This window comes from Streptomyces radicis (assembly GCF_003626575.1).
Lineage (GTDB): Bacteria > Actinomycetota > Actinomycetes > Streptomycetales > Streptomycetaceae > Streptomyces > Streptomyces radicis.
Genome location: NZ_RBDY01000021.1, coordinates 75,895 through 100,691 on the forward strand (window position 1 = coordinate 75,895; position 24,797 = coordinate 100,691).

19 protein-coding genes are annotated in these 24,797 nt (G+C 73.9%); 2 read left to right on the forward strand and 17 right to left on the reverse strand.

The annotated features are described in order from the left end of the window. The first annotated feature begins 111 nt into the window (after window positions 1–111). Both D7318_RS23135 and D7318_RS23140 read left to right on the forward strand, forming a co-directional pair. Window positions 112–612 (forward strand): RidA family protein, encoded by a 501-nt coding sequence (locus D7318_RS23135; protein ID WP_120699140.1) that lies wholly within the window; start codon window positions 112–114, stop codon window positions 610–612. Continuing rightward, window positions 609–1,841 carry an MFS transporter gene (locus D7318_RS23140; RefSeq protein ID WP_120699104.1) on the forward strand — a complete coding sequence of 411 codons (1,233 nt, stop codon included), beginning with the start codon at window positions 609–611 and terminating at the stop codon, window positions 1,839–1,841. Before D7318_RS23135 ends, D7318_RS23140 begins: the two co-directional genes overlap by 4 nt. 21 nt (window positions 1,842–1,862) lie before the next feature. Here D7318_RS23140 and D7318_RS23145 read toward each other — a convergent pair whose 3' ends face one another. From D7318_RS23145 to D7318_RS23225, 17 genes are all read right to left on the reverse strand, one after another. Continuing rightward, entirely contained in the window at window positions 1,863–2,921 is a 1,059-nt protein-coding gene (locus D7318_RS23145) for an ABC transporter ATP-binding protein (RefSeq protein ID WP_120699105.1), read from the reverse strand. Beyond that, on the reverse strand, window positions 2,918–3,790 hold the full coding sequence (locus tag D7318_RS23150) for an ABC transporter permease (RefSeq protein WP_120699106.1): 873 nt from the start codon (window positions 3,788–3,790) through the stop codon (window positions 2,918–2,920). The genes D7318_RS23145 and D7318_RS23150 overlap by 4 nt, the downstream gene beginning before the upstream one ends. A gap of 4 nt (window positions 3,791–3,794) precedes the next feature. After that, window positions 3,795–4,667, reverse strand: a complete 873-nt coding sequence (locus D7318_RS23155; protein ID WP_120699107.1) for an ABC transporter permease — start codon at window positions 4,665–4,667, stop codon at window positions 3,795–3,797. A gap of 133 nt (window positions 4,668–4,800) precedes the next feature. Further along, window positions 4,801–5,874 (reverse strand): extracellular solute-binding protein, encoded by a 1,074-nt coding sequence (locus D7318_RS23160; protein ID WP_120699108.1) that lies wholly within the window; start codon window positions 5,872–5,874, stop codon window positions 4,801–4,803. 851 nt (window positions 5,875–6,725) lie between these two features. After that, a complete protein-coding gene (locus D7318_RS23165; RefSeq protein ID WP_147437785.1) occupies window positions 6,726–8,984 on the reverse strand; it encodes a N,N-dimethylformamidase beta subunit family domain-containing protein in 2,259 nt (752 codons plus the stop codon). A 37-nt stretch (window positions 8,985–9,021) separates the two neighbouring features. After that, window positions 9,022–10,644, reverse strand: coding sequence for an amidohydrolase (locus D7318_RS23170; protein WP_120699110.1), 1,623 nt, complete (start codon window positions 10,642–10,644; stop codon window positions 9,022–9,024). Then, window positions 10,629–11,723, reverse strand: a complete 1,095-nt coding sequence (locus D7318_RS23175; RefSeq protein WP_183091570.1) for an extracellular solute-binding protein — start codon at window positions 11,721–11,723, stop codon at window positions 10,629–10,631. Before D7318_RS23175 ends, D7318_RS23170 begins: the two co-directional genes overlap by 16 nt. Before the next feature lie 68 nt (window positions 11,724–11,791). Further along, window positions 11,792–13,294, reverse strand: a complete 1,503-nt coding sequence (locus D7318_RS23180; protein WP_120699112.1) for an amidase — start codon at window positions 13,292–13,294, stop codon at window positions 11,792–11,794. Beyond that, the gene (locus D7318_RS23185) at window positions 13,291–14,655 is read right to left on the reverse strand and encodes an amidohydrolase (RefSeq protein ID WP_120699113.1); all 1,365 of its coding nucleotides are present in this window, start codon (window positions 14,653–14,655) and stop codon (window positions 13,291–13,293) included. The genes D7318_RS23180 and D7318_RS23185 overlap by 4 nt, the downstream gene beginning before the upstream one ends. Next, complete coding sequence (locus D7318_RS23190) at window positions 14,652–16,370, reverse strand: gamma-glutamyltransferase family protein (RefSeq protein ID WP_120699114.1); 1,719 nt, start codon at window positions 16,368–16,370, stop codon at window positions 14,652–14,654. Before D7318_RS23190 ends, D7318_RS23185 begins: the two co-directional genes overlap by 4 nt. Before the next feature lie 52 nt (window positions 16,371–16,422). Next, window positions 16,423–16,752: a hypothetical protein gene (locus D7318_RS23195; RefSeq protein ID WP_120699115.1), complete on the reverse strand. Its 330-nt coding sequence runs from the start codon at window positions 16,750–16,752 to the stop codon at window positions 16,423–16,425. An 8-nt stretch (window positions 16,753–16,760) separates the two neighbouring features. Next, the gene (locus D7318_RS23200) at window positions 16,761–18,380 is read right to left on the reverse strand and encodes a GMC family oxidoreductase (protein ID WP_120699116.1); all 1,620 of its coding nucleotides are present in this window, start codon (window positions 18,378–18,380) and stop codon (window positions 16,761–16,763) included. Next, window positions 18,377–19,396 carry a phosphotriesterase family protein gene (locus D7318_RS23205; RefSeq protein WP_120699117.1) on the reverse strand — a complete coding sequence of 340 codons (1,020 nt, stop codon included), beginning with the start codon at window positions 19,394–19,396 and terminating at the stop codon, window positions 18,377–18,379. Before D7318_RS23205 ends, D7318_RS23200 begins: the two co-directional genes overlap by 4 nt. Before the next feature lie 4 nt (window positions 19,397–19,400). Beyond that, on the reverse strand, window positions 19,401–20,414 hold the full coding sequence (locus D7318_RS23210) for a phosphotriesterase family protein (protein WP_120699118.1): 1,014 nt from the start codon (window positions 20,412–20,414) through the stop codon (window positions 19,401–19,403). A gap of 15 nt (window positions 20,415–20,429) precedes the next feature. Further along, on the reverse strand, window positions 20,430–21,899 hold the full coding sequence (locus D7318_RS23215) for an aldehyde dehydrogenase family protein (RefSeq protein ID WP_120699119.1): 1,470 nt from the start codon (window positions 21,897–21,899) through the stop codon (window positions 20,430–20,432). 25 nt (window positions 21,900–21,924) lie between these two features. After that, entirely contained in the window at window positions 21,925–23,454 is a 1,530-nt protein-coding gene (locus D7318_RS23220) for a glutamine synthetase family protein (RefSeq protein ID WP_120699120.1), read from the reverse strand. Then, entirely contained in the window at window positions 23,447–24,784 is a 1,338-nt protein-coding gene (locus D7318_RS23225) for an aromatic ring-hydroxylating dioxygenase subunit alpha (protein WP_120699121.1), read from the reverse strand. The genes D7318_RS23220 and D7318_RS23225 overlap by 8 nt, the downstream gene beginning before the upstream one ends. Window positions 24,785–24,797 lie beyond the last annotated feature (13 nt).

Here is a 24,797-nt window from a genome sequence, read left to right on the forward strand (position 1 = left end):
CCCCCGGTGCCGCGCCTGGGCCATGGACTCGCCGGTCGTCGTCACGGGCGCCTCCCTTAAGATGGATCCATTCCCGATGGTATCGGATACACATGCGGCGTGGGAGGGTTCATGACCGGTGCGGAGCAGAGGGTCGGACAGCTCGGGCTCGACATCCCCGACTACGCGGATCCGCCCTACGGTCGGCGTTACGGCCCCATGAAGCCGTTCCACCGCGTCGGCGACCTGCTCCAGCTCAGCGGGCTGACGCCCGAGAGCCGCGCGGGTGAGCGCCTCCACCCTGGCGTCGTCGGCGTCGACGTCACGATCGAGCAGGGCTACGCGGCGGCCCGCCTGACCGCGATCCACACGCTGGGCATGATCCGCTACGCGATCGGCTCGCTCGACAACGTCGCGAGCCTGTCGCGGGCCCTGTGCTTCGTGGTCTGCCCACCGGGGTTCGAGCTGCTGCACGAGGTGTCCAACGGCGCGAGCGACCTCTTCGTCGACGTCTTCGGCCCGGAGACCGGGAGCATGGGCCGCGCGTCGATCGGGGCGACGGCGCTCTCGCGCGGCAACTGCTTCGAGCTCTGGCTCGACCTGGAGTGCGTACCCGAGCCGACCGCCTCATGACGCGGGATCGCGACATCACCCGCACCCTCACGTTCTGGCTCGTCTTCACCGCCTCGGCGCTGAGCGCGATGACCAACGCGACCAGCACGCCGATCATCCCCGAGTACGTCGAGCGCGTCCTGGGCGGCGGCACGACGCTGTCGGGGCTCGTCATCGCGCTGTCCGCGGTCGCCGCCGTGGTCGCGATGCCCGTCGCCGGGATGCTGGGCGACCGGCGCGGCTACCGGGTGGTCGCCCTCTCGGGCAGCGCGACGGCCGCGCTCGGGATGGCCCTGCTCGCGGCCGTGCCGTCGCTGTGGGGAGCGGGCCTCGGGCGCGTGTTGTTCGGCCTCGGCAACTCCGCGTCGATGACGCTCGTCATGACCTGGCTCGTCGCCATGGCGCCCGTCGCGCAGCGCGGCAAGGCGCTGAGCGTCTTCGGCCTGAGCGTGTGGATCGGGCTCGCCCTCGGCCCGCAGATCGGCGCGGTGGTGAACGAGCTGGCCGGGCCCGCCGCCGTGTTCGCCGTGTGCGGTGGGTTCGAGGTGGCCACCGCCGCGCTCATCGCCTGCCTGCCGCGACCGCCGAGGCAGGCGCCCACCGGTCCCGCGTCCCACGGCCAGGGGCGCGCGGTCGCGGTCTGGCGCGCGTTCCTCGCGGTCAGGGTGCCCGGCGTCGTGGCCGCGGCGGCCTGGTGCGGCGAGGGGCTCATGCTCGGCTTCCTCATCGTCCACCTCGAGGCCGGGGGCGTGCCGGCCAGCGGCCTCACGGGCGCGGCCTCCGTCTTCGCGGTCTTCTCCTTCAGCGTGATCGGCGCGCGCATCGCCCTGGCGAGCCTGCCCGACCGCATCGGCCCCCTGCGCGCGACCGCGCTCTCGCTGTGCGCGCTCGCGGCGGGCCTTGCCACGCTCGGACTCGCGCGCGACTTCTGGGTCGCCGCGGCCGGGGTGGCCCTGATCGGGGTCGGCTTCTCACCGCTGTACCCGTCGCTGACGATGCTCGCAACGGGCGGCCTGACCACCGGGAACAGGGCCCTCGGCCTCGGCATGTTCTCCAGCTTCACCAGCGTCGGGCACGCGGGCGGGGCCCTCATCGGCGGCCTGGTGATCGCCGCCGCCTCGACGACGTGGGCGTTCGTCCTCGTCGCGGGGCTGCAACTGGGGGCGCTCGCCGTGGTGGCGCTGTTCACCCGCGGCGACGCGCCGCGCGAGCGCCCCGTTCCCGAGGCGCCGCGCGACCCCGCGGCGTGAGCCGCGGGGGGCGCCCGCGGATCACACGGCGACCGGCACGGGCCGCGCGGGCGGCGCCGCGATGACGTGCACGCGCTCAGGGTCGCGGCAGACGACCCGGGCGCGCGTGCCCACCACGAGCGACGACGCGTCCACGGAGGTGGGCAGCGAGCACACGACCTTGCGGCCCGCGTCGGTCAACAGCTCGAGGCGGAACCGCGTGCCCTGGAAGCTCAGGAGCTGGATCGTGCCCTCGACGTGCCAGGCGGGGCACGCCTCGTCCGCCGGGACCAGCTCGAGGTCCTCGGGGCGCAGGACGGCGGTGCCGTCGGCATCCTCGCCCAGCGGGTCGTCCAGGATGCGCCCGCCCGAGGTGGGCAGCAGGTTCGCCTCCCCGAGGAAGCCCGCGACATACGCGTCGACGGGGTGGCGGTAGAGGTCCTCGGGCGAGTCCACCTGCACCAGGGCGCCGTCGCGCATGATCGCGACGCGGTCGGACATCGTCAGGGCCTCCGTCTGGTCGTGCGTCACCGACACCGTCGTGATGCCCACCTTGCGCTGGATACGCGTGAGTTCGACCTGCATCTGCTCGCGCAACTGCTTGTCGAGCGCCGCCATCGGCTCGTCGAGCAGGAGGATGCCGGGGTGGGCCGCCAGCGCCCTGGCGAGCGCCACGCGCTGCCGCTGACCGCCGGAGAGCGTCGCGGGGACGCGGTCCGCCATGCCGGGCAGCCGCACGAGCGCGAGCATCTCCGCCGCGACGGCGCGCCGCTCCTTGGCGGGGCGCCGGGCCGCGAGGAGCGGGAACGCGACGTTCTCGCCGACCGTCATGTGCGGGAAGAGCGCGTAGGACTGGAAGACGACGCCGACGTTGCGCTTCTGCGGCGGGCGCCCGCCGACGTCCACGCCGTCGAACGTGAGCTGGCCGCTGTCGACCGCCTGGAGGCCCGCAACGACGTTCAGCAGCGTCGACTTGCCGCTGCCGCTCGCGCCGAGCAGCGTGACGAACTCCCCGGGCCGCACGTCGAGGGACACGCCCTTGAGCACGTGGTTGTGGCCCAGCGTGACGTGCACGTCGGAGATCGAGAGTGCGATGGTCATGGCGTGACTCCTTCCGGCGCGGCCTGGCCCTCGGCGGGCCGCGGGGAGGCCGCGCGCCCCGCCCTCCGCCTCAGGACCCTGCCGACGGGGACGATGGCGAGCACGAGGAGGGCCAGGCCCGAGACGAGCGTCGACGCCGCCGTCAGCTCGGGCGAGAACGCCTCCTGCGACGCGTTGAGCATCTGGAGGGGCAGCGTCTGCTCGCCCGGCGGCATCAGGAAGACCGCGAGGACGACCTCGTCGAAGACCACGACGAAGGCGAACAGCGCGCCCGAGAGCAGGTAGGGCAGGATCGCGGGCAGCTCGATCTTCCACAGGATCAGCGGCCACCGCGCGCCGAGGGTGCTCGCCGCGGGGCGCAGGGCGGGGTCGATGCGGGCGATGCCGCCGGAGACGATGACGAAGACATAGGGCAGGGCGATCAGGGCGTGCCCGACGACCAGGGTCGCGAGCGTGCCGCGCAGGAAGGGGAGGTCCACGGTGACGCCGTAGAGCCCGACCGCGTAGGCGATCGGCGGGAGCGCGATCGGGACGATGAAGAGCGTGCGTATCCAGCGCCGCGCGGTCGTGTGGCGCACCCGCGTCAGCCCGATCGCCGCGAGCGTGCCGAGCACGGCCGCGATGGCGGTGGAGAGCGCGGCCGTCCACAGGGACAGCCGGAACGACTCGGTCCACTCGGGGTCGGCGAGCACCTCGGCGTACCAGTCGAGGGAGAAGCCCTCGGGCGGGAACAGGATGAAGCTGCCCGAGGTCCACGACGTCGCGACGAGGACGAGGAACGGGACGATCAGGAGCAGGCTGGAGAGCATCGCCACGACGACGATGGGGGCCCGGTACCGGCCGAGGCTGCGGCCCACGGTCGTGCTCATCGCGTCATCCCCACTTCTCGCTCACCCGGAACAGGCGGTCGGCGAGGAGATAGACGACCATCGTCCCGCCCACCAGGAGGATGCTCATCGCCGCCCCGATGTCAGGGCGGTTGGCCTGGTTCATCTGCGCGTTGATGACGCCCGACACGGTCATGTTGCCGGGCCCGCCGAGCAGCAGCGGCGTGACGTAGAAGCCGAGGGACATGACGAAGACGAGCACGCCCCCGCTCAGCACGGACGGCATGATCTGCGGCCAGGTCACGGCGCGGAACGTCAGCCATGGCCCGGCCCCGAAGATGGTCGCGGCGCTGAGCTGCTGCCGGTCGATCGACTGGAGGGCCGTCATCACGGGCAGCACGGCGAACGGCAGCATGACGGCCACCATGGCCGGATACATCCCGGCCGTCGTCTGGTAGAGCTCGATCGGCTCGTCGGCCAGGCCGAGCAGGTCGAGGAACCAGTGGAGGGCGCCCCGCGGCAGCTCGAGCAGCATCCAGCCGAAGGAGCGCACCATGATGGACGTCCAGAGCGAGAGGACCAGGGCCGCGAGCAGGCCGAACCGCAGCCACGTGGGCGAGGCGACCACCGCGAGCGCGTAGAGGGAGCCGAGGACCATCGTCAGGGCCATGACGACGGCCGCCATGACGACCGTGCGCACGAGCGATCCGGTGAAGGCCGGGACCTCGAAGGCGTCGGCGTAGGCCGCGCCGCCGCCCTCGAGGGACCGCCTCACGAGCGTGAGGAGCGGGAACCCGAGCGCGACCGCGAAGAAGATCAACGGTGGCCACAGGAGCCACCGGTGCTCGGCCCTCGAGACTCCCAACGGCTTGCGCCCGCGCGCGTCCGCCCGCGCTCTCGGCATGGTCAGCGATGGCATGCTCACTCCGTCATGCTCCGGAAACCCGACATTGTGGATCCAATGTATTCATTGATGGATGCCTTCCCTTGCGGCCGCGTTTCGGGAAGGTGACAAACGATCGCCGTGCGCGCCCCTCGCCCCGCGGGGGCACTCAGCCGGCCAGCCAGGCCGTGTAGGAGTCGAGCATCAGCCGCCTGTTGTCGGCGCGCCACTGCTCGTCCCAGCGCAGGACCAGGTCCTCCTTGTCGGGCGAGTTCGCCAGCTGCTCGACGACGTCGGCGGGGAGGTGCTCGAAGACCTCGGAGTTCACCGGGCCGTAGAGCGTCCGCTCGACGAACGCCGCCTGGCGCTCCGGGTCGTTGATCCACTCGGCGAGCGCGATGACGGCGTCCGGGTTGCCCGACTCGGCGGGGATCACAAAGCCGTTGGGCGTGATGAACGCCTGGTTCCACTGGACCGTGACATCGGCCCCCGCGTTCCGCAGCGCGGTGAACTGACCGGTCACGGTCACGGCGATCGAGGCGCTGCCGCTGGTCAGCAGCTGCTGCACCTCCGGGTAGCTCTGGTAGAAGACAAGGTCGCCGCGGATCGAGTCGAGCCTGGCCTCCGCGCGCTCGATGTCCAGCGGGTAGAGGTCATCGGGGGCGACGCCGTCGGCGAGCAGCGCGATCTCGTACGACGCGTCGAAGCTGCCGGGCGCGCCGGGCCAGGCGCGCTTGCCGGGATAGGTCTCCGTGTCGAAGAAGTCCGCCCAGTCCCGCGGGCCGCCCCCGGGGAACGTCTCCGTGAGCCAGCCCTGCGCGAGACCGGCGTAGAAGCCGCCGACGACATAGGGCCGCAGCCCCTCGGGCAGGAGGTCGCCGCGGACGTCGTCGGGCAGCTCGACCAGGCTCTCCGCGCTGCCGAGCGCGTCGGCGGCGGCGACCTGGAACACGTCGTAGTCGCCCGCGTCGCCCTCGAGCATCCCGTTGAACACGGCGTCCTCGATGGCGACCGACACGACATCGACGCCGGTCTCCTCGGAGAAGCCGTCGAAGTAGGCGGCCTGGCGGCTGTCGTTGGTCGGCCCGCCGTAGTCGGCCCAGACGATGTCGCCGCCGAGACCCGACCCGCCGCCGTCGGACGGCGGGTCGTCGGAGTCGGCGCAACCGGCCACCAGGGCGGCCACCACGGCCATCGCGGCGCCCACCATCGCGACGCGGCGTACTCGGATGATGTGTGCCATGTGAATGCGATCCTCCTCGGAACGGCGCGATCCGCCGATGATGGATCCAATCTAGATGCGAGTGGATCCTGGATGGTAGCGGGGATGTTTCGGCCCCGCAACCGTTGGCGCATCCGCTGAGGGACGGGTGGTCCGGGCGCGACGCCGGTGCCGCCGCGCGAGCTTCGCCGCGCGGGCGGCCCCGAGCTTGCGCCCGGACCACCGAACCCCGTCGGTGGGCGTCACGTTGCTCCCGGTGGGCGACCGCGCCGGCAGTGGTGGGCTTGCGCCCAGGCCGCCAAAACCCGTGGCCGGACGCAGAGTTGCCCCCCGGCGGGCGACCGCACCAGCGATGGTGGGCTTGCGCCCGCACCGCCGAAACCCGTCGGCAGACACCGAGTTGCCCCCCATGGGCAACCGCGCCAGCGATGGTGGGCTTGCGCCCGCACCGCCGAAACCCGTCGGTGCACGCCGGGTTGCCCCCGGTGGGCGACCGCGGCGGCGGGCTCGCGCCCCGACCGCCGAAACCCGTCGGCAGACGCCGAGTTGCCCCCCGTGGGCGACCGCGCCAGCGATGGTGGGCTTGCGCCCGCACCGCCGAAACCCGTCGGCGGACACCGGGTTGCCCCCGGTGGGCGACCACCACCGGCGATGGTGGACCCCTGCCCGTGCGCCGGTGCGCGGGCTTCGCCGCGCCGGTGGCGTCGCACCCACGAAACCCGTCGGCAGACGCCAGGTTGCCCCCGACGCACGACCACACCGGCAGGGCCCGAGTCCACGCCCTCCCGCCGAAACCCGGCCGTGGGCGTTGGGTTGTGCCCGGCAGCGCCCGGGCCCTGCCCGTGGGTCGGTGCGCGAGCCGTGCCGCGCGTTCACTCGTCCAGGACGGGGGTGTTCGAGAGGAAGCGGTCGATGACGTTGCCGAGCAGGCGGCCCACGGGGGTCTCGCCGTCGGCGTCGTGCAGGGCACCGGCGAAGGCGATCGATCCGGTCGCGAACACCGCGCCGCCGCCCGCGCGCGGCACCAGGACCAGGTCGGACCGCACCCTCGGGTTGCGGCCGCCGCCCAGGATCCTGCTGGTCATGTTGAAGTTCTCGCGGGCCTCGAGCATGTCGTCGCTGTGCCCGAAGGACGTCGCGAGAACGACGGCGTCGGGCGACGTCCCGAGCTGCGCGCTGGCCGAGTCGATCTCGAGCCCCGCGGCGCCGCCCGAGACGCCGTGGCGCCCGAAGTCACGCTCGCCACGGGCGTTCAGGACCCCGTCGAACACCCACGCGACACGGGGGTCGTCGGTCGCGCGGCGGTAGCCCGCGGACGCCCCGGGATTGCCCGCGGCGACGAACCCGACGCCGAACGTCTTCTGCGGGGCACGCCCTCGGAAACGCCAGATGCCGCCCGGCTCGCCTGTGAACGACAGGTGGTACTCGCCGGGATCGGCGCACCACGCCTGTGTGCCGCCCCACCGGCGGATCTCGATGACCTGCTCGTCGCACGGATCGAACGCCGTGACCCAGTACATCCCGTTGCCGCCCATGGAGAGCAGGCGCCCGCCGGTCGAGGCGTACCCCTCGTAGGCGTCGAGCATCGGACCGCTCGCGTACTCCGGGTGCGACCCGGTCATCACGGCCGCGTAGCGCGACAGCAGGGCCGCGCCCTCGCGGTGCACGTCGACGTCGGTGGCGACGTCGAACGCCCGGCCCGTGCGGTCGAGCCAGTCCACGATCTGCATGTCGCCGGTGAACTGCCACACCGGCGCGTTGTGGTCGTAGACGCGCTCGCGCATCGTGAGGATGGGGCGGCGCCAGCTGGAGTAGAAGACCGGCGAGCCGTCGCCGTGCACCTCGTAGAGCGAGAGGCCGAGCTCGCGGCGGGCGTCGCGGAACAGCTCGAAGTCGTCGAGCGTGGGCACCATCTGGCTCCACACCTGCGTGCGGGGGCTGTCGACGCCGACGTGGTCGTTGGCGTACGCGAGGTAGGAGCTCGTCGGCATGACGAGCAGCAGCGGCGCCGTGGCCGAGCCCTCGGGCGGCCCGACGAACACGGGCACGAGGTCCTCCGTGCCGTCGGCCGCCGTGAGGCGCACGGCGTACACCCCGCTGCGCAGGTCGGGTGGCAGCGCGATGCCGCCCTGCGACGCCCAGCCGCAGTCGGTCAGGTCGTCGCGGTGGAAGTGGATCGCCGCGTACGCGTGCGGCGCGAACCGCGCGTCCGTGACCGTGCCGTCCCACCCTGACGCGGTGACGGCGCGGTGCGGGTGGTGCGCCGTCACGCCGTGGTGGCCGCGCCCGCTGGCGTCCGTGACGCGTGAGGTGGCGGCGACGCCCGCGGGGCCGATGTCCGCGCCCAGATCCCAGGCCGCGACCGCCGCGGGATGCGCCGCGAGCTCGCGGCGGGAGCCGGTCGCCGAGGCGTCCGCGACGATCACCGGGTTCTCCAGGCGGCCGTCGAAGCTCATCTCGGGGCGGCCGCCCGCGCCCAGCGAGCGGCACCCCCACAGCAGCGGCCCCCGCGCCGGGACGACGCGCGCGCCGATGACCGCGGCAGCGGTGGCCGTGTCGCCCGGCGGCCCGACGAACCGGTTCGACGCGACGGTCCCCGCCGGGGTGACCTCGATCGTGAGCCGCTCGCCCGGACGCCCGGGGATCGTCGCCCTGACCTCGACCCAGCGGCCCGCGGCGAGCGGTTCGCCGACGGCGAGGCTCACCGGGCCCGCCGTCGTGCACACGCCGACGCACGCCCGCCCGTCGGGCGCGAGCCCGACCCACCAGCCGGTGCCGTCCGCCGCGTGCGCGAGGGCGACCTGGGGGCCGAACGCGGGGTCGCCCGGCGTCGTCGGCATGAGCGCGAGCGCGACGAGCAGCCCGCCCTTCCCGAGCGGCGGGACGCCGTCGAACCGCGCGTACGAGCCGGTGGCCGTCCGCTGGTCGATGCCGCGCGCCGCCACGGGCTCGGCGCCGGGCACGTCCTCGGTGCGGCGGCGGACCCCGGCCGAGGGGATCTCGAGCGCCGACAGCCTGACGAGCTCGCCGCGCCAGTGCGCCGCCGACGTGCTGACGTGCAGCGCGACCGTGTCGCCCGGGCGGTAGGAGATCCGGTCGGTGTAGCCCATCACGCGCGGCGGTACGACCACGGGGGGTGCTTCCTCGCCCATCAGCGCCGACCCCCGTTCATGCGGCGAAGACCTCGCGCCCGCCGACGACGGTGCGCAGCACCGCCGCCTCGGCGAGCGCGTCGTCGTCGGCCTCGACCGGGTCGGCGCTCACCTCGACCCAGTCGGCCAGCTTGCCGGGCGCGAGGCTGCCGCGGACGTCGTCGGCGAAGCAGTAGTAGGCGGAGTCGAGGGTCCACATGCGCAACGCCTGGGCCGGGGTGAGCGCCCAGCGCGCGCCGAGCGCGCCGGTGCGCGCCCGCACCCGCCGGGTGCGCGCCTGCCACATGCCGAAGAGCGGGGACATCGGGAAGTCGGGGCCGTCGGACCCTCCGGCCATGCGCACGCCCGCGGCGGCCCACGCGCCCAGCGGGGCGAGGTCGTCGGCGAGGGCTCCGAAGCGGTCGGCGATGCCCGCGCCGACCCGCCAGTGCATGGAAGGCTGCGTCGAGAGGACGACGCCGAGGCGGGCCGCGCGCTCCATCGACTCGGCCGAGGGCCACAGATAGGCGTGCATGATCGAGAAGCGCAGGTCGCGGATCGGGTGACGCAGGTCGGCCCGGTGGAAGCAGTCGAGCACGATCCGCACCGCCTCGTCGCCGACGGTGTGCACGGCGAGCGACCAGCCGCGGGCCGCGCAGTGGTCGACGAGCGCCTCAAACGTCGCGGTGGAGCAGACCTGCGTGCCGTGGTAGCCGGGCCTCCCCGGCCAAGCGCGGCCGAGCAGCGCGGTGCCGAAGCCTCCCGTGCCGTCGAAGTACACCTTGAGCGGGCCGATCCGCAGCCGTTCGTCGCCGAAGCCGGTGACGGTGCCGAGCCCGGCCAGGAACTCCTCGGGCGGGAGCGCCGTGTCGACCAGGGGCATCGCGAGGGTGCGGAGGGTCAGCGTGCCGCGCGCCCACGCCTCCTGGTACACGGCCAGCTCGACCGGCGAGAGCCCGGGCTCGGCGGCGCCCACGACGCCGAGGCTGTGCAGGTGCGCCTGGCCCTCGGCGAGCGCGGCGTGCAGGTCGTCACGGTCGACCGGCGGCACATGGGAGAAGACCAGGTCGGCCGCGGGCCGCTCGACGAGCACGCCGGTCGGCTCTCCCCCGGCGTCGCGCTCGATCGAGCCGCCCGGCGGGTCGGGCGTCGAACGGTCGATCCCGCACCGTTCCAACGCCGCCGAGTTGACGATCGCGTCGTGCGTGCGGCGGTCGAGGTAGAGGGCGGTCCCGCCCGAGACGGGATCGAGGTCGTGCCGGTCGGGCAGCCGCCCCTCCGCGAGATCCTCGGCGTGGACGTGCAGGCCGACGACGGCCCAGTCGAGGCCGGGGTGGCTCGCCAGCCAGTCGCGCACGCGCTCGACGATCTCCCGCACAGACCCGGCCTCGGAGATCGTCAGCCGTCGCCGCTCGAGACCGACGACGAGCGTGTGCACATGGGCGTCGATGAAGCCGGGCAGGACCGTGCCACGGGCCCGCTCGACGCGCGCCGAAGGGCTGAGCGCGCGCAGCGTCGACAGGTCGCCCGTCGTGACGACGCGGTCGCCGCGCACGAGCATCGCCTCGGCCGAAGGCCGCGCGGCGTCCATCGTCCTGACGCGGCCGCGGACGATCACGTCGCGATCGTCCGCGGCCCTGCCGTTCAGTCGGCCAGCCACGCCGTGTACCAGTTGAGCAGCTCCTCGGTCGCCTCGGCGCGGGCCTCCGAGTCCTGGTGGACCACGGTGGTGTGCCCTGGCGCGGTGACCAGGCCTTCCTGGACGTCCTCGGGGATGAACTCGTACGCCTCGGGGTTGCCGGGCCCGTAGTGGGTCAGCCCGGCGAACTCCGCCTGCCGCTCGGGGTCGTGGAAGTACTCGGTGAGCGCGAGGATGTTCTCGGCGTTGGGCGCTTCCTTGGGGATGGCGATGACGTTGGGCGACACGACCGCCTGCTCCCAGGAGACGGTGACGTCCTGGCCCGCGTTGCGCAGGGCCGAGAACTGGCCGCTGGGCCCCATGGCGATGGCCGCGGTGCCCGAGACGAGCAGCTGCTGGATCTCCGGGTACGACGTGTAGAAGACCATGTCGGGGCGCAGCTCGTCGAGCTTCGCCGAGCAGCGTTCGAAGTCGAGCGGGTACAGCTGGTCGGGCGCGACGCCGTCGGCGAGCAGCGCGATCTCGCACGAGCTGTCGTAGCTTCCCGGGGTGCCTGGCCAGGCGCGCTTGCCCGGGTAGGTCTCGACGTCCCAGAAGTCCGCCCAGGTCTCGGGGCCGCCGTCGGGGAAGGTGTCGGTGAGGTAGCCCTGGGCGTGGCCGACGTAGAACGTGCCGAACGCGTACGCGCGGATGTTCTCGGGCAGCGCCTCGTCCTGGTACTCCTCGGGGATCTGCACGAGCGTGTCCATGTTGGCGTACACCAGGTCGAGCCCGACATGCGTCGCGTCGTAGTCGCCGGGCCCGCCGGAGATCATCTCCTCCTGCATGGCGTCGTTGACCACGACGGAGACGACGTCGACGCCGGTGTCCTCCGTGAACGGGGCGAAATAGATCTCCTGGCGGGCCTCGTTGGTGGGACCGCCGAAGTCGGACCAGATGATCTCCCCGCTGAGCCCGGACGCGTCGTCGCCCGCCCCCGACTCCTCGGCACATCCGGCCAGCAGCACCAGCGCCGCGGCGACGGCGACGCCCGCGGCCCCGCGGCGTCGGCGTCGTGTGAAGGGGCGTGTGAGGGGTGGTCGTGTGAAGGGTGCATGCATGGGACCTACCTCCGAGCTCACCGATATTGGATCCAAAGTATGGACTACAGGATCCCGACGGGTTCCGTTCATGTTGCGGGAACGTTGCCGGTTCGCGGAACGACGGAGCCCGGCGCGGCGCGGACATGGCCGAGGACGGCTTCGACGGCCGCGCCGATCGCGAGCAGGCGCGCGTCCTCGCGCGACGGCCCCACGAGCTGCATCCCGACGGGCAGCCCTTCGGGGGTGAAGCCCGCGGGCGTCGTCAGCACGGGGTGCCCGGTGACGGTCAGCCGACAGGCCGTGCGCTGCCACGCGAAGTAACGCCCGAGGCGCACGCCGTCGATCTCCTCGACCCACTCCACGTCGGACGGCGGCGCGACCACGGGCGTCGCCGGGTAGGCGACGGCGTCCACGTCGTCGAGCACGGCGGCCGTGGCGCGGAACAGCTCCGTCCGCCTGGCCAGCGCGCTCGCGAGCGCGTCCGCCGGGATACGGCGGCCCTCGGCGACGTTGCGGAGGTAGTCGTCGCGCAGGCCCGCACGGCCCGCGTGGGGCCCGCCGTCGGCGCCGAAGCCGAACAGCTCGATGGCCTCCCAGCACGCGTCCGCGCCCGCGAGGTCGGGCTCGACGTCGACGACGGTGACGCCCGCGGCCTCGAGCGCCCGGCGCGCCTCGGCGTGGACCGCGCGCACGTCGGGGGCGATCGGCAGCCCGCCGACGTCGGGGCTCCAGGCGATGCGCAGCCGGGCCGGGTCGAGGTCGGCGTCGAGGTCGGCCACGCGGCCGAAGGCGGCGGGATCGTCCACCCAGGACAGCGGCCAGCGCGGGTCGCGGCCCACGATGCCGGAGAGCAGCAGCGCCGCGTCCCTGGAGTCGCGCGCCATCGGGCCGAGCACGACGTGGGGGTTCCACGCGTCGCCAGGGCGACCGCTCGGCACCGTCCCCGGCGTGGGCCGCAGCCCCACGACGTTGCAGAACGCGGCCGGGAAACGGATGCTGCCGCCGCTGTCGGAGCCGTCGGCGATCGGCAGCAGCCCCGCGGCGAGCGCGGCGGCCGCGCCCCCGCTGCTGCCGCCCGCGTGCCGGGCGGGGTCCCAGGGGTTGCGGGTCGTGCCGCGCACGGAGTTGAAGGTCAGCGTGCCGAGGCCGAACTCCGGGGTGTTCGTCTTCCCCACGATGAGCGCGCCGGACGCGCGCAGGCGCTCGGCGAGCACGCTGTCGCGGGTCGCGGGGCGCGCGTCGCGGTAGGCGGCGGAGCCATGCGTCGTCGGCAGCCCCGCGACGTCCATGAGGTCCTTGACGGCGGTCGGCAGGCCGTGCAGCGGGCCGAGGTCGTCGCCGCGCGCGACGGCCAGGTCGGCGTCCGCCGCCATGCGCAGCGCCGTGGACCCGGGCACCCGCGCGACGATCGCGCGCAGCCCATCGACGCCCTCGTCGATCTCGTCGACGCGCGCGAGGTGGTGCCGCATCACCTCGACCGCCGACAGCTCGCGGCGGGCGATCGCGGCGGCGAGCTCGCGCGCGGGCCAACGGTGCAGGGGAAGGCCGCCCGTGACGCCCGTGACGGTGTTCGCCGCCGAGCCCGTCATCGCGCGTCACCCGCCCCGGCCGGGCCCGCCGCCGAGAACACCGTGCGCCCGCCGACCTCCGTGCGCAGCACGCGCAGGGCGCGCAGCCCGTCCGCCCCGACGGCCGACGGGTCCGCCGACCACAGGGTCCAGTCCGCGAGCGCGCCGCCGCGCAGCACGCCCCGCCTCCCGTCGGCGAGGCTGGCGTGGGCGGCGCCGACGGTGTACGCGGCCAGCGCCTCCTCCACCGTGATCGCCTCGTCGAGGCTGAGCGGCACGTCCGAGCCGTCGACGCGCCGGGTGACCGCCTGCCACATCAGCAGGCGCGGGTCGAACGCGAAGAACGGGCCGTCGGAGCCGAACGCCACGACGGCCCCGGCGTCGATCCAGCTGCGCACGGGGTTGGCGCGCTCGGCGCGGTCCCCGAGGCGCTCCCGCAGCCCGCGGCCGTTGTGCCAGATGATCGAGGGCTGCACCGAGGCCACGACCCCGCACCGCGCCGCCGTCACCAGGTCGTCCCGGCGTGGCTCGAGGTAGGCGTGGATGAGCTGGAAACGCCGCTCGCGCACCGCCGCGCCCGCGGCGGCGAACTCCCGCGTCACGGCCTCGATGGCCGCGCCGCCCACCGCGTGCGCGCCGACGCCCCAGCCGCGCTCGGCGCAGAAGCGCACCAGCCGGGCGAGGTCGTCGTCCGCCATCCGCCGCAGCCCGCGGTAGCCGGAGTCGTCCCAGGGCTCGTGGAGCAGCGCCTGGCCGCGCAGCCCCTCGCCGTCGACATAGATCTTGATGGGGCCGATCCGCAGCGCGTCGTCGCCGAAGCCGGTCGAGACGCCCGTGCCCACCAGGTGGCCGATCACGGCGTCGATGTCCGGTGTCTCGGCCGAGCCGGGCTCGAGGTAGGGCATCGCCACCGTGCGCATCGTCAACGCGCCGACGCGGTGCGCCTCCTGGTAGCCGCGCATCTCGTCGATCGTCACCGCGGGATCCACGACGCCGGTGAAGCCGAGCGCGTGCAGCAGCGGCTGCACGCGGCGCAGCCCGGCGACCCGCTGGTCGAGCGTGGGCTCGCCGCCCGGCCATGTCTCCTGGCCCGATGTGCGCCGCATCGCCTCGGCGTACGCGTCGGCGTCCGCGTCGGCCGCCAGGTGGGCGAGCGCCTTCAGGCCGCCCCGCTGCATGTGCAGGTGCGCGTCGATGAGGCCGGGCAGGATCACGCCGTCGTGCGGGTGCTCGGGCGTGCCGGGAGGCACCGCGGCGCGCACCTCGTCGACGCTCCCGACGGCGACGACGCGACCGGCCGCGACCGCGAGCGCCGAGGCGCGCGGCCTGCGCGGGTCCATCGTGACGACGGGCGCGATGTGGACGACGGGCGCGGCGCTCACGCGACCACCGCCTGGGCGGGCTGCCGCGGATCGGCGGCGGACGCGAGGAACCCCGTACGGGCGTCCAGGTAGATCGCCTCGACGGCCGCCGCGTCCCTGGTGAAGGCGGGCCAGCGCCGCACATCGTGCCCCCGCCGCGCCAGCTCGGCGTGGACGGCGGGGTCGAACCGGTCCTCGAGGAAGACGTGCGCCGCGAGGTAGTCGAAGGGGGCGAACGAGTTCGGGAAGCTCCATGTCGAGAAGCGCGGCGCGTTGACGGCCTCCTGCAACTCCATGCCGAAGTGGAAGGCGTTGAGGAAGACCTGGAGCATCGCCTGCACCTGCATGTCGCCGCCTGGGCAGCCGAACGACAGCACGCTGCCGTCGTCGCGCACCGCGATCGCGGGGTTGGGCGTCAGGCGTGGCCGCTTGCCCGGCGCGACGCCCGCGGGGTGGGCGGGGTCGGGCCGCGACTGGAGGCCCCGCAGCGAGGGCACGATCCCGGTGCCAGGGATGACGGGCGAGGTCGAAGCGCCGTCGGAGGGCGTCGCGGAGAAGGCGTTGCCCCAGCGGTCGACGACGCACACATAGCTCGTGCCGCCCTCGCCGATGTGGCGCACCTCGTCGGCGCTGATCGCTTCGGGCAGCGGCTGGGACGCGCCGAAGAGCGCGGGCGGCAGGCCCGCGAAGGCGCGCTCGGGGTCGATCGCCGCGGCGCGTGCGGCGACGTGCTCGTCGCCCAGCAGCCTGTCGAGCGGAACGTCGACGAACTCCGGGTCGCCGAAGTGGTGTTCGCGATCGGCGAAGACGCCCTTGAGCGCCTCGACGACCGTGTGCGCGTAGGCGGCGCTGTTGTGCGCGAGGCCGTCGATGCCGTGGCGCTCCAGGATGAGCAACGCCTCGGCGAGGATCGGCCCCTGGCACCAGGCGCCGCACGTCAGCAGGGTGAAGTCGCGCCAGCGGGTCTCGACGACGGGTTCGCGGCGCGAGCGGAACTCCGCGAGGTCGTCATGGCGCAGATAGCCGCCGTTCGCCTCGTGCCAGGCCACGATGCGGTCGGCGATCTCGCCCTCGTAGAACGCCGCGCGGGCGGCCTCGAGGCCGGTGACGCGGTCGCCGCCCGCGCGCTCCTCGGCGTCGATCATGGTCTGGATCGTGCGGGCGAGGTCGGCCTGGACGAAGCGCTCCCCCACCCGAGGGGGGCGGCCGCCCGGCAGGTAGATCGCCGCGTTCGCCGCCCACCTCAGGTAGCCCGCCTGCCGCTTGGCGATGCCGTCGGCGAGCAGCGGGAAGACGGGGAAGCCGTCCCGCGCGAGGCGCACCGCGGCGGCCGCGACCCGGGCAAAGGTCATCGTGCCGTGGTCGCGCAGCGCCGTGATCCAGGCGTCGGGCGCGGCGGGGACGACCGTGCGCAGGACGCCGACGGGGATGGTGCCGCCGTGCTCGGACATGAACAGGTCGGCGGGCAGGCGCCGTGGCCAGACGCCGAGCCCGTCGAGGCTCACGGCGGTGCCGTCGGCGAGGCGGATCATGAGGGGCGCGACCCCCGCGAAGTTGACCTCGTCGGCGTGCAGCACGGCCAGCGCCATGCCCGCGCAAACGCCCGCGTCGACCGCGTTGCCGCCCGCCTCGAGGATCGCGAACGCCGCGGCCGAGGCCAGATGGTGCCCGGACGAGACCGAGTGCCGCGTGCCGACCAGCGTCGGATTCGGCGCCAGCCAGGTGGGTGACGTCATGGTCGAACCTTCCTCCGTTGTGCGGTGGTCGCTCGCCGCCGTGCGCGGCGGCTCACCAGTCGAGCCCCAGGTCCCGCAGGCGGCGTTCGAGGACGGCGTGCTCGGCCGCGCCCCTGTCGGGGTGGCGCCGCGCGTCGACGAGCTCAGGCGGCCGTCCCCTGACCGCGGCGCGGGCGGCGATCGCGAACCCGTCGTGGCACCGCACGATCGCGTATCTGGGCAGGTCCGGATCGGGGTTGCGGCGCACGAAGTCCAGCACCTCGGCGATGTCGGGGTCGTAGGGCGGGGCGGGCGCGGCGCGGGCGCGCTCGACGAGCTCGGCGGTCACGAGCGCCCGCACCCGCGTCCGCAGGATCTCGGCGTCCTGGATCGACAGCGCCATCGCGGCCCTCACCCCGCCGTCGCCGACGGGCGGGCCGACTCGTCGCGCGGCACCGCGCCCGCCTCCTCGAGCAGCAGCCCGGCGACCTTCTCGCCCATCACGACCGCGGGCATCGCCGTCGTCGCGCGGGGAACGTTCGGCATGATCGAGCAGTCCGCGATCCGCAGCCCCTCGATGCCGTGCACCCGCGCCCGCTCGTCCACGACGGACAGGGCGTCGTCGGCGGTGCCCATCCGGCAGGTGCCGACGGGGTGCCAGTAGTTGTCGGGGTTGCGGTACAGGTGCGCGACGAGCGCGTCCCGGTCGAACGTCGTTGGGCCCGGGTGGATCTCCGCGCCGACCAGGGGCGCGAGGCGCCGGTCCGCCGCGAGGTCCCGCAGGATCGCGGCGCCCTCCGCGAGCACCGCGACGTCGACGCCCCCGGGGTCGGCCAGGAAGCGGTGGTCGATGACGGGCTTCGCCTCGGGGTCGGCGTCGCGCAGCCGCACGGACCCGCGGGAGCGCGGCTGGAGCGCGGAGACGCCCACGCTCCAGCGCTTGCGCTCGATCAGGTGGGTCGGGCTGTACGGCAGGAAGTGCAGGTCGAACGCCTCCGTCTCGAAGCTCGACGCCGCCTTGCCCATCGCCTGCTCGTCGGGGCACCAGCCCGCCGCGCGGGCCCGTTCCATCGCGGCGGTCATCTCGTCGGAGCCCGCCCAGCTCATCAGCAGGAACGGCTGGTCGTGCAGGTTCTCGCCGACGCCGGGCAGGTGCCGCACGAGCGGGATGTCGAGGACCGCGAGCCGCGCGTAGGGGCCGATGCCCGAACGCAGCAGGATCGTCGGCGAGTTGTAGGCGCCGCCCGCGAGCACGACCGTCCCGGCCCGCACGGTGACCGCGTCGCCCCGGTGCCTGACCACGACGCCGGTGGCCCGCCCGTTCTTCACCAGCACGCGGTCGACGAGGGCGTCGCCGACGATCCGGATGTTCGGCAGCGGGCGCACGGGGTCGAGGTAGGCGAAGGCGGTGTTGACGCGGACGCCGTCCACGATGTTGACGGCCTCGGGGGCGAACCCCGCGGACTCGTCGAGGTCGTTGAGATCGGTGAGCCGCGGCATCCCGACGGCGGGCGCGGCGTCGTACCAGGCGCGCTGCCACGGGGTGAGCTCGTCGGCCCGGTAGGTGCGCACGCGCATCCGCCGGGTGCCCTCGGCGAACAGCGGCAGCAGGTCGTCGGCCGACCACCCGGTCAGCCCGGCCTCGGCCCACGCGTCGTAGTCGCGCCGGTGCCCCCAGGTCTGGGTGCAGCCGTTGACGTCGGAGCAGCCGCCGATCGCGCGGGCGCGCTCGAAGCCGACGGTCCACGGGTAGGCGTCGCCGGAGTCGTAGCCCCAGTCGTGCGAACGCCCGAGGCGCGTCGCGTCGACGAGGTCGGCGGGCCAGGCGGCACCGCCCTCGGGCCCGAAGTCGGGGCCCGCCTCGAGGACGAGCACATCGAGGCCCGCCTCGGCGAGCCGGGCGGCGACGACGTTGCCCGAGGTGCCGCCGCCGACGACGACGTACTGGGCCTCATCGGGCAGCGCGCCCGTGTCCCCGTGGGCGGTGGCTGGCGCGGTGGTCACAGATGTCGCGGATGTCGCGGTGGTCATGGGCGGTCCAGGAGGCGTCGGGGGTGGTGGACGAGGATGGTGTCGACCACGGTGGTGTCGCCGCCCGCCAGGTCGGTGATGGCCGGGGCGATGCGGCGGAAGAGGTGGTCGTAGCCGTTGCCGCCGTTGCGGTGGAGGTTGGCCTGCGTCCAGACGTCGGCGCCGATGATCAGCCGGGAGCCGAACCCCTCGCTCAGGAGCCACTCGACCATCTGGAGCCGTTCGGCGTCCGTGGGGTTCCGCAGCGCGGGCGAGCCGTAGTGGAAGTCCGAGCCGAACGTGTCATAGCCGAGCACGGCGCCCGCCTGCGCGATCTCGCGGTGGTATCCGCGGTCCCAGCGCTCGTCGAGGTGGCCGATGACGACCCGGTCCGCGGGCATCCCCTCGTCGAGGAGCGCGGCCAGGACGGCGGTGCCGCCCGCGCCGCGGAAGGACAGGTGCGCGTAGACCGCGGCGCCCGTGCGCGCCCCGGCCCGGCCCGCCGCCCGCACCAGCCGCCACTCGGCCGGGGTGATCGGCCAGCTCGTGCCGATCTCGCCGAGCAGCGCGGGCTTGATGCCGCTCGCGCCGACGCCGTCCGTCAGCTGCGCCACCAGGATCTCGGTGAGCTCGTCCACGCCCGCCCCGCGCACGTGCGGGGGCATCGTCTCCTCCACGTAGAAGCCCGCGCCGACGCACACGTGGACGCCCGCGCGGCGCGAGATCTCCGGGAGCTCGTCGACGCGTCGGCCCATGCCCTCGAGCGTGAGCTCGACGACGGCGGACGCGCCGGCGTCGCGCGCGTGCCGGAGCTCGGCCGCGGCGACGTCCGGGTCGTCGAGCACCAGGTTCCGCGGCAGTGACAGGGCGTTCCAGCGCAGGTAGGCCGCGAGTTCGGGGCCCATCGGCACGCCGGGCGGCGGCAGCTCCCGCGGCGGCTTCGCCCACAGGCTCAGGTCGCTCAGCAGGTGCTCGTGCATCGACGTCGGGCCGAGTCGCTCGGGCGCGATCGGTCCGAGCACGGTGTGTACGGGCATGGGCTCACTGTCCGAAGATCGCGCGGCGGGGATTGGCGGTGTGGATGCTGTCGAGCACCTCGGGGTCGATGCCCGCGTTCGCGGCGAGCGCCCTGAACTCCTCGAAGAGGAACGTGTATCCGGGGCCGCCGAGGGCGCGCGTGTGCGAGCGCTGGCAGACGTCCTGCGAGAGCAGGATCCGGTCCTGGTGGCCCTTCTCGATGAGCGTCCTCAGATAGGAGAGCCGCCGGTCGATCTGGTGCGAGATCAGGTTGCCGCCGATGCGGCACGTCATGAGGCAGTCGAACTGGACGAACGCGCCGCGCCGCGCCAGCTCGAGCGAGTAGTCGACGCTCTTGACCGTGTCGGCGTGGCCGATCACCACGCGCCCTGGGTCGACGCCCTCCTCGCGCATGATCTCCAGCTGCGCCAGGCCGGTGGGGAACGACGCGGCGTGGGTGCTGACCAGGGCGCCGGTCTCGCGGCTCGCCCGGGCGGCGGCGCGGAACGAGCGCTCCTCGACGGCCGTGATGTGCGAGAGGTCCGACGCGACCTCGCCGATGACGCCCGCGCGCACGCCCGTGCCGGGGATCTCGTCGAGCAGGTCGGCGATGAGGAAGTCCGCGATGGTGTTGGTCGCGTTGCGGTCGAACCAGCGCTTGTCGAGATACGTGTCGTAGTAGTGGCCCGTGCCGAGGATGACCTGCACCCCGGTCGCCTCGGCCATCGCCTTGGTGGCCAGGACGTTGGCGACCGAGCGCGACCCCGTCCTGGGGTTCTGCTGCATGTCGCGCGGGTCCTGGCTCCAGCCGACGGGCGCCGCGTAGTCGCTCAGCTCGCCGTTGGTCACCTCGATCAACGTCGAGCCCCCGGCCGCGGTGAAGAGACCGAGCTCGGCCTCCGCCTCCGCCCACACGTTGAGGTAGCCGTCCTGTGGGGTCGTCCTCGTCATGTTGATGAAGATGTGCTCATGCGTCAGCGTGACCCCGAGCTGCTCGGGGAGCAGGGGGCCCGTGACGCTCTGGACCGTGTCGACCATCCTCGTCCTCTCCTGTCAGCTCGCCTGGATCGCCATGACGACGCTCTTGGGCTCGCAGAAGCCGCGCAGCCCCTCGTCCCCGAGGTCGCGCCCCAGGCCCGACGCGCCGACGCCGCCGAAGGAGAGGGCCGGGTCGAACACGTTGTAGGTGTTCACCCAGACCGTTCCCGCGCGGAGCGCCGCCGCCATCCGGTGCGCCCTGGACAGGTCGCGGGTCCAGACGCCCGCTGCGAGGCCGTAGGCGGTGTCGTTGGCGATCCGGATCGCGTCGTCCTCGTCGTCGAAGGGGATGACCCCCACCACGGGCCCGAAGATCTCGTCGCGCGCGATGGTCATGTCGTTCGTCACCCCGGTGAAGAGGGTGGGCTCGACATAGAAGCCAGGGCCGCGCGTCCCTCCGCCGACCGCCAGGGTCGCGCCCTCGTCGACGCCCTTCCTGATGTATCCCATGACCCGCGCGCGCTGCGCCTCCGACACCAGCGGGCCGACGGTGACGCCGCCCGCGAGGCCGTCGCCGACCGGCACCGCCGCGACGGCGTCGACCAGGCGGCGCGTCATCTCGTCGGCGACGGACCGCTGCACGAGCAGGCGGCTGCCCGCCGTGCACATCTGCCCCGAGTGCCCGAACGACGCCCGCATCGCCGTCACGACGGCGGCGTCGAGGTCGGCGTCGGCGAAGACGATGTTCGGGCTCTTGCCGCCGAGTTCGAGCGTGAGGCGTGTGAAGCCGTCGGCGGCGGCGTGTGCGACGGCGCGCCCGACCTCCGTCGATCCCGTGAACGACACCTTGGCGATGCCGGGGTGGCGGGTGAGCGCGGCGCCGACCAGGCCGTCGCCCGTGAGGACGCTCACGGTGCCGTCGGGGACGCCCGCGGCCAGCAGGATCCGCGCGAGGCGCAGCAGCGTGAGGGGCGTGTCCTCGGCGGGCTTGGCGACCACCGTGCACCCCGCCGCGAGGGCGGGGGCGAGCTTGAACGCCGCCGTCATGAGCGGGAAGTTCCACGGCAGGACGACGGCGACCGGGCCCACGGGCTCGAGGACGGTGTAGGCGTGGTGGCCTCCGCCGCCGTCGATCGGGACGACGGTGCCGCCAAGGCGCGACGGCGCCCCCGCGAAGTGGCGGAACGTGCGCGCCGCGCTGGCCGTGTCGGCGCGCGAGCGCTCGACGGGCTTGCCGTTGTCGCGCGTCTCGAGGATCGCGAGATCCTCCAGGTCGTCCTCGATCAGGTCGGCGACGCGGTGCAGGATCCGCGCCCGTTCGCCGGGGGCGAGCCCGCGCCAGCGGCGGTCCTCGTGCGCCGCCACCGCGACCGCGACGGCCGCGTCGACATCGGCCTCGGTCGCCTGGGCGACCGTGGTGAGCACCTCCTCGGTGGCCGGGTCGACGACGGCGCGGGCCTCGCGGTCGCCCAGGGCGACCCACTCGCCCCCGCGCAGGAACGGCTCGTAGTCGGGCAGCGCCGTCACGGCGGTCCTGATGGTCATGAGCATCCTTCCCCGGGGCTCCGGCTCAGAAGATCCCGAAGTACTCGCGCTGCTCCCAGTCGGAGACATGGCGCAGATACCGGTCGAACTCGGCGCGTTTGATCGTGGCGTACCACTCCACGACCGTGTCGCCGAGCGCCGCCCTGAAGGCCGCGTCGCCGCCGAGGGCGTCGACGGCCGCGCCGAGGTCGGTCGGCAGGCGCTCGGCGTCCTCGGCGTAGGGCGTGGTCGTCGGGGCCGGGGGGACGAGACCGCGGTCGATCCCGTCCATCCCGCTGACGAGCTGGGACGTGATGTACAGGTACGGGTTCGCCGCGGGCTCCCCCGAGCGGTTCTCGAGGCGCGTCGCGGGGTCGCCGGGGCCGCCGACGGCGCGGATCATGGCGCCCTTGTTGTCGATGCCCCACGTGACCCGGTCGGGCGCGAGGGAGTACGGCTGGTAGCGCTTGTAGCCGTTCACGGTGGGCGTGGTGAACGCCGCCGCGGCGAGCGCGTGGTCGAGCAGCCCGGCGAGATAGCGGGCCCCGAGGGGCGAGAGCGTGGCGCCCGGCGCGTCGGGGACGAACGCGCCGACGCCCGTCGCGAGCTCGTGGAGCGACTGGTGCAGGTGCCACCCGGTCGACGCGCCATCGGCGCCCTGCGGCCTCGACATGAACGTCGCGTGATAGCCGAGCCCCGCGCTGATGCGGCGCACGGCCGTGCGGCACAGGACGACCGCGTCGGCGATGTCGGCGGCGTCACCGGCCTCCATCGTCAGCTCGAACTGGCTCGGCCCGAACTCCAACTCGATCGAGCGCAGCGGCAGGTCGAGCAGCGTCAGCCCGCGGTAGAGGGCGTCGACGAGCGGCTGCATCGCGTCGAGGCCCTCGTCGTGGAGCAGCTGCGCGCCGCGCGTCGTGGGCAGGGCGGCGGGCGCGGCGCCAGGCCGCCCCGGGCCGCCGACCTGCTCGGGGCCGACCCCGGCGTCCACGGCGCGGAACACGTGGAACTCCAGCTCGGCGCCCACCGTCATGCCGTAGCCGCGGGCGGCGAGCGCCGCGAGTCCGTCGCGCAGGATCGAGCGCGTGCAGAACGGGACGGGGGCGCCGTCGGGGAAGCGCACGTCGCACAGGAGCGTCGCGGTGCGCTCGGTCCACGGCAGGACGCGGAACGTCGTCGGGTCGGGGACGAGCACGATGTCGCCCGCGCCGCCGAAGCCGCCGACGCCCACGCCGGTGTCGGCGGCGAAGACCGCGAAGACCGAAAGGCCCGAGGTGTCCTTCAGCAGCAGCGAGCTGGGCGCCGTGACGCCGGAGCGCAGCGCCGCGGGCACCGCGGCGCGGGTGAGGGTCTTGCCGCGCAGGATGCCGTGCTGGTCGACGAACGAGAAGCGCACCATCTCGATGCCGAGCTCGTCGATGACGCGGCGCATCTGTCCCGCGGCCGCGTACTGCGCCTCGCTCCACAGGTCGTGCCGGTCGATGAAACCGCCCCGGTCCTCCCCGAGCAACGGCCGGGCGGAGGCGCCTCCGCCCGCCGCCGCGACCGGGCGCTCGTCCGCGTTGCGCTCACGCATCGGCCGGGACCTCGGCCCGCTCGGTGCCCGAGGCCCAGGGTGAGTCGCGTCGGCGCTCGCGCTCGCGCTCGATCCACCGGGTCTGCCACACGTCGTTGGCGGCGATCGTGTCGACGGCGAGCGGTCCGGTGAGGGCCGCCGCCTGCTCCTCGCTGACGGGGCGCGCGGGCGTCACGCCGCCCGCCGCGAACGCGTCGATGGCGCGCAGCAGCAGGCGCCGGTTGGCGGTGACGGCGCGGTCGGAGGCGCCGAGGCGCTCGACGGTGCGGTCCTGGACGCGCCCCATGCTCTCGACCGCCCACTGGTCGTGGACGTTGATGTCGAGGCCCATCCCGGTGTAGGTCAGCTCGCGCTGCTCCCGCGCGTCGAAGCCCCAGTCGTTGTCCCGGTTCCGCAGGGGGCGGTAGTCGGGGAGGCTCACGCCCTCGAGGCGCTGGCGGAGCAGCGTCTCCTGGTCGGTCCGCTCGGCGAAGTCGTACCAGATCATGAACCAGTGGTGGTTCTCGTCGTCGATCGGCACGTGCCACTGGGTGAAGACCTTGGAGTTGCCGAACGGCACGACGAAGGCGTTGGGGAAGAGCAGGTTCGTCACCCGGACGTGCTTGATGTCCTCGGTCAGCTGCCGCAGCGCGAAGACGCGCAGGCCGTGGTCGGCGCTCTCCACCTCGATGTCGGGGCGGTGGTTCTCGCCGACGAGCGTCGAGAGCTTCCGGCCCGTGCCCGCGACCTCCTCGCTGAACTGCTGGCCGTAGACCTCGCGCGGGTCCTCCTGGATGAAGCGGTGGAGAAACGAGACATGGCTCGGGTCGATGCCGCCCTCGAGGCCCTGGAGCCAGTTGCACTCCCACAGGCCCTTGAAGGCGAACGTGAACTCCTCGGGGGCGACGAAGCAGTCGTAGTGCGGGAAGGGCGGCGGGTCGCCCGCGCCGAGGTAGGCGAAGACGATCCCGTTCCGCTCGACGCACGGGTAGTTGGCGATCCTGACCTTGCCGAGGAACCGGCTGTGCTCGGGCTCGGCCGGCTGCTCGACACAGCGCCCTTCGCCGTCGTAGAGCCAGCCGTGGTAGAGGCAGCGGATGCCGTCGTCCTCGAGCCGCCCGAAGGACAGGTCGACGCCCCGGTGGGCGCAGAACCGGCTGATCAGCCCCCAGCCCTCGCGCCTCCTGAACAGCACGAGATCCTCGCCGAGCAGCCTGATCGCCTTGACGGGGCGCTCGGCGGGCATCTCCGAGGCGAGCGCGGCGGGCTGCCAGTAGGAGCGGAGCAGCGCGCCGAGCGGCGTGCCGGGGCCCGAGCGGGTGATCTTGTCGTTGTCTTCCTGCTTCAGCATGCCGCGCGACTCC

Bases quoted from the DNA above. Each gene is read 5' to 3' on its own strand.
- D7318_RS23140 (WP_120699104.1), top strand. From the start codon at position 609: ATGACGCGGGATCGCGACATCACCCGCACCCTCACGTTCTGGCTCGTC.
- D7318_RS23145 (WP_120699105.1), bottom strand. From the start codon at position 2,921: ATGACCATCGCACTCTCGATCTCCGACGTGCACGTCACGCTGGGCCAC.
- D7318_RS23195 (WP_120699115.1), bottom strand. From the start codon at position 16,752: ATGGCGCTGTCGATCCAGGACGCCGAGATCCTGCGGACGCGGGTGCGG.
- D7318_RS23180 (WP_120699112.1), bottom strand. From the start codon at position 13,294: ATGACGGGCTCGGCGGCGAACACCGTCACGGGCGTCACGGGCGGCCTT.
- D7318_RS23160 (WP_120699108.1), bottom strand. From the start codon at position 5,874: ATGGCACACATCATCCGAGTACGCCGCGTCGCGATGGTGGGCGCCGCG.
- D7318_RS23210 (WP_120699118.1), bottom strand. From the start codon at position 20,414: ATGGTCGACACGGTCCAGAGCGTCACGGGCCCCCTGCTCCCCGAGCAG.
- D7318_RS23200 (WP_120699116.1), bottom strand. From the start codon at position 18,380: ATGACCACCGCGACATCCGCGACATCTGTGACCACCGCGCCAGCCACC.
- D7318_RS23220 (WP_120699120.1), bottom strand. From the start codon at position 23,454: ATGCGTGAGCGCAACGCGGACGAGCGCCCGGTCGCGGCGGCGGGCGGA.
- D7318_RS23150 (WP_120699106.1), bottom strand. From the start codon at position 3,790: ATGAGCACGACCGTGGGCCGCAGCCTCGGCCGGTACCGGGCCCCCATC.
- D7318_RS23225 (WP_120699121.1), bottom strand. From the start codon at position 24,784: ATGCTGAAGCAGGAAGACAACGACAAGATCACCCGCTCGGGCCCCGGC.
- D7318_RS23215 (WP_120699119.1), bottom strand. From the start codon at position 21,899: ATGACCATCAGGACCGCCGTGACGGCGCTGCCCGACTACGAGCCGTTC.
- D7318_RS23135 (WP_120699140.1), top strand. From the start codon at position 112: ATGACCGGTGCGGAGCAGAGGGTCGGACAGCTCGGGCTCGACATCCCC.
- D7318_RS23205 (WP_120699117.1), bottom strand. From the start codon at position 19,396: ATGCCCGTACACACCGTGCTCGGACCGATCGCGCCCGAGCGACTCGGC.
- D7318_RS23155 (WP_120699107.1), bottom strand. From the start codon at position 4,667: ATGCCATCGCTGACCATGCCGAGAGCGCGGGCGGACGCGCGCGGGCGC.
- D7318_RS23175 (WP_183091570.1), bottom strand. From the start codon at position 11,723: ATGCATGCACCCTTCACACGACCACCCCTCACACGCCCCTTCACACGA.
- D7318_RS23190 (WP_120699114.1), bottom strand. From the start codon at position 16,370: ATGACGTCACCCACCTGGCTGGCGCCGAATCCGACGCTGGTCGGCACG.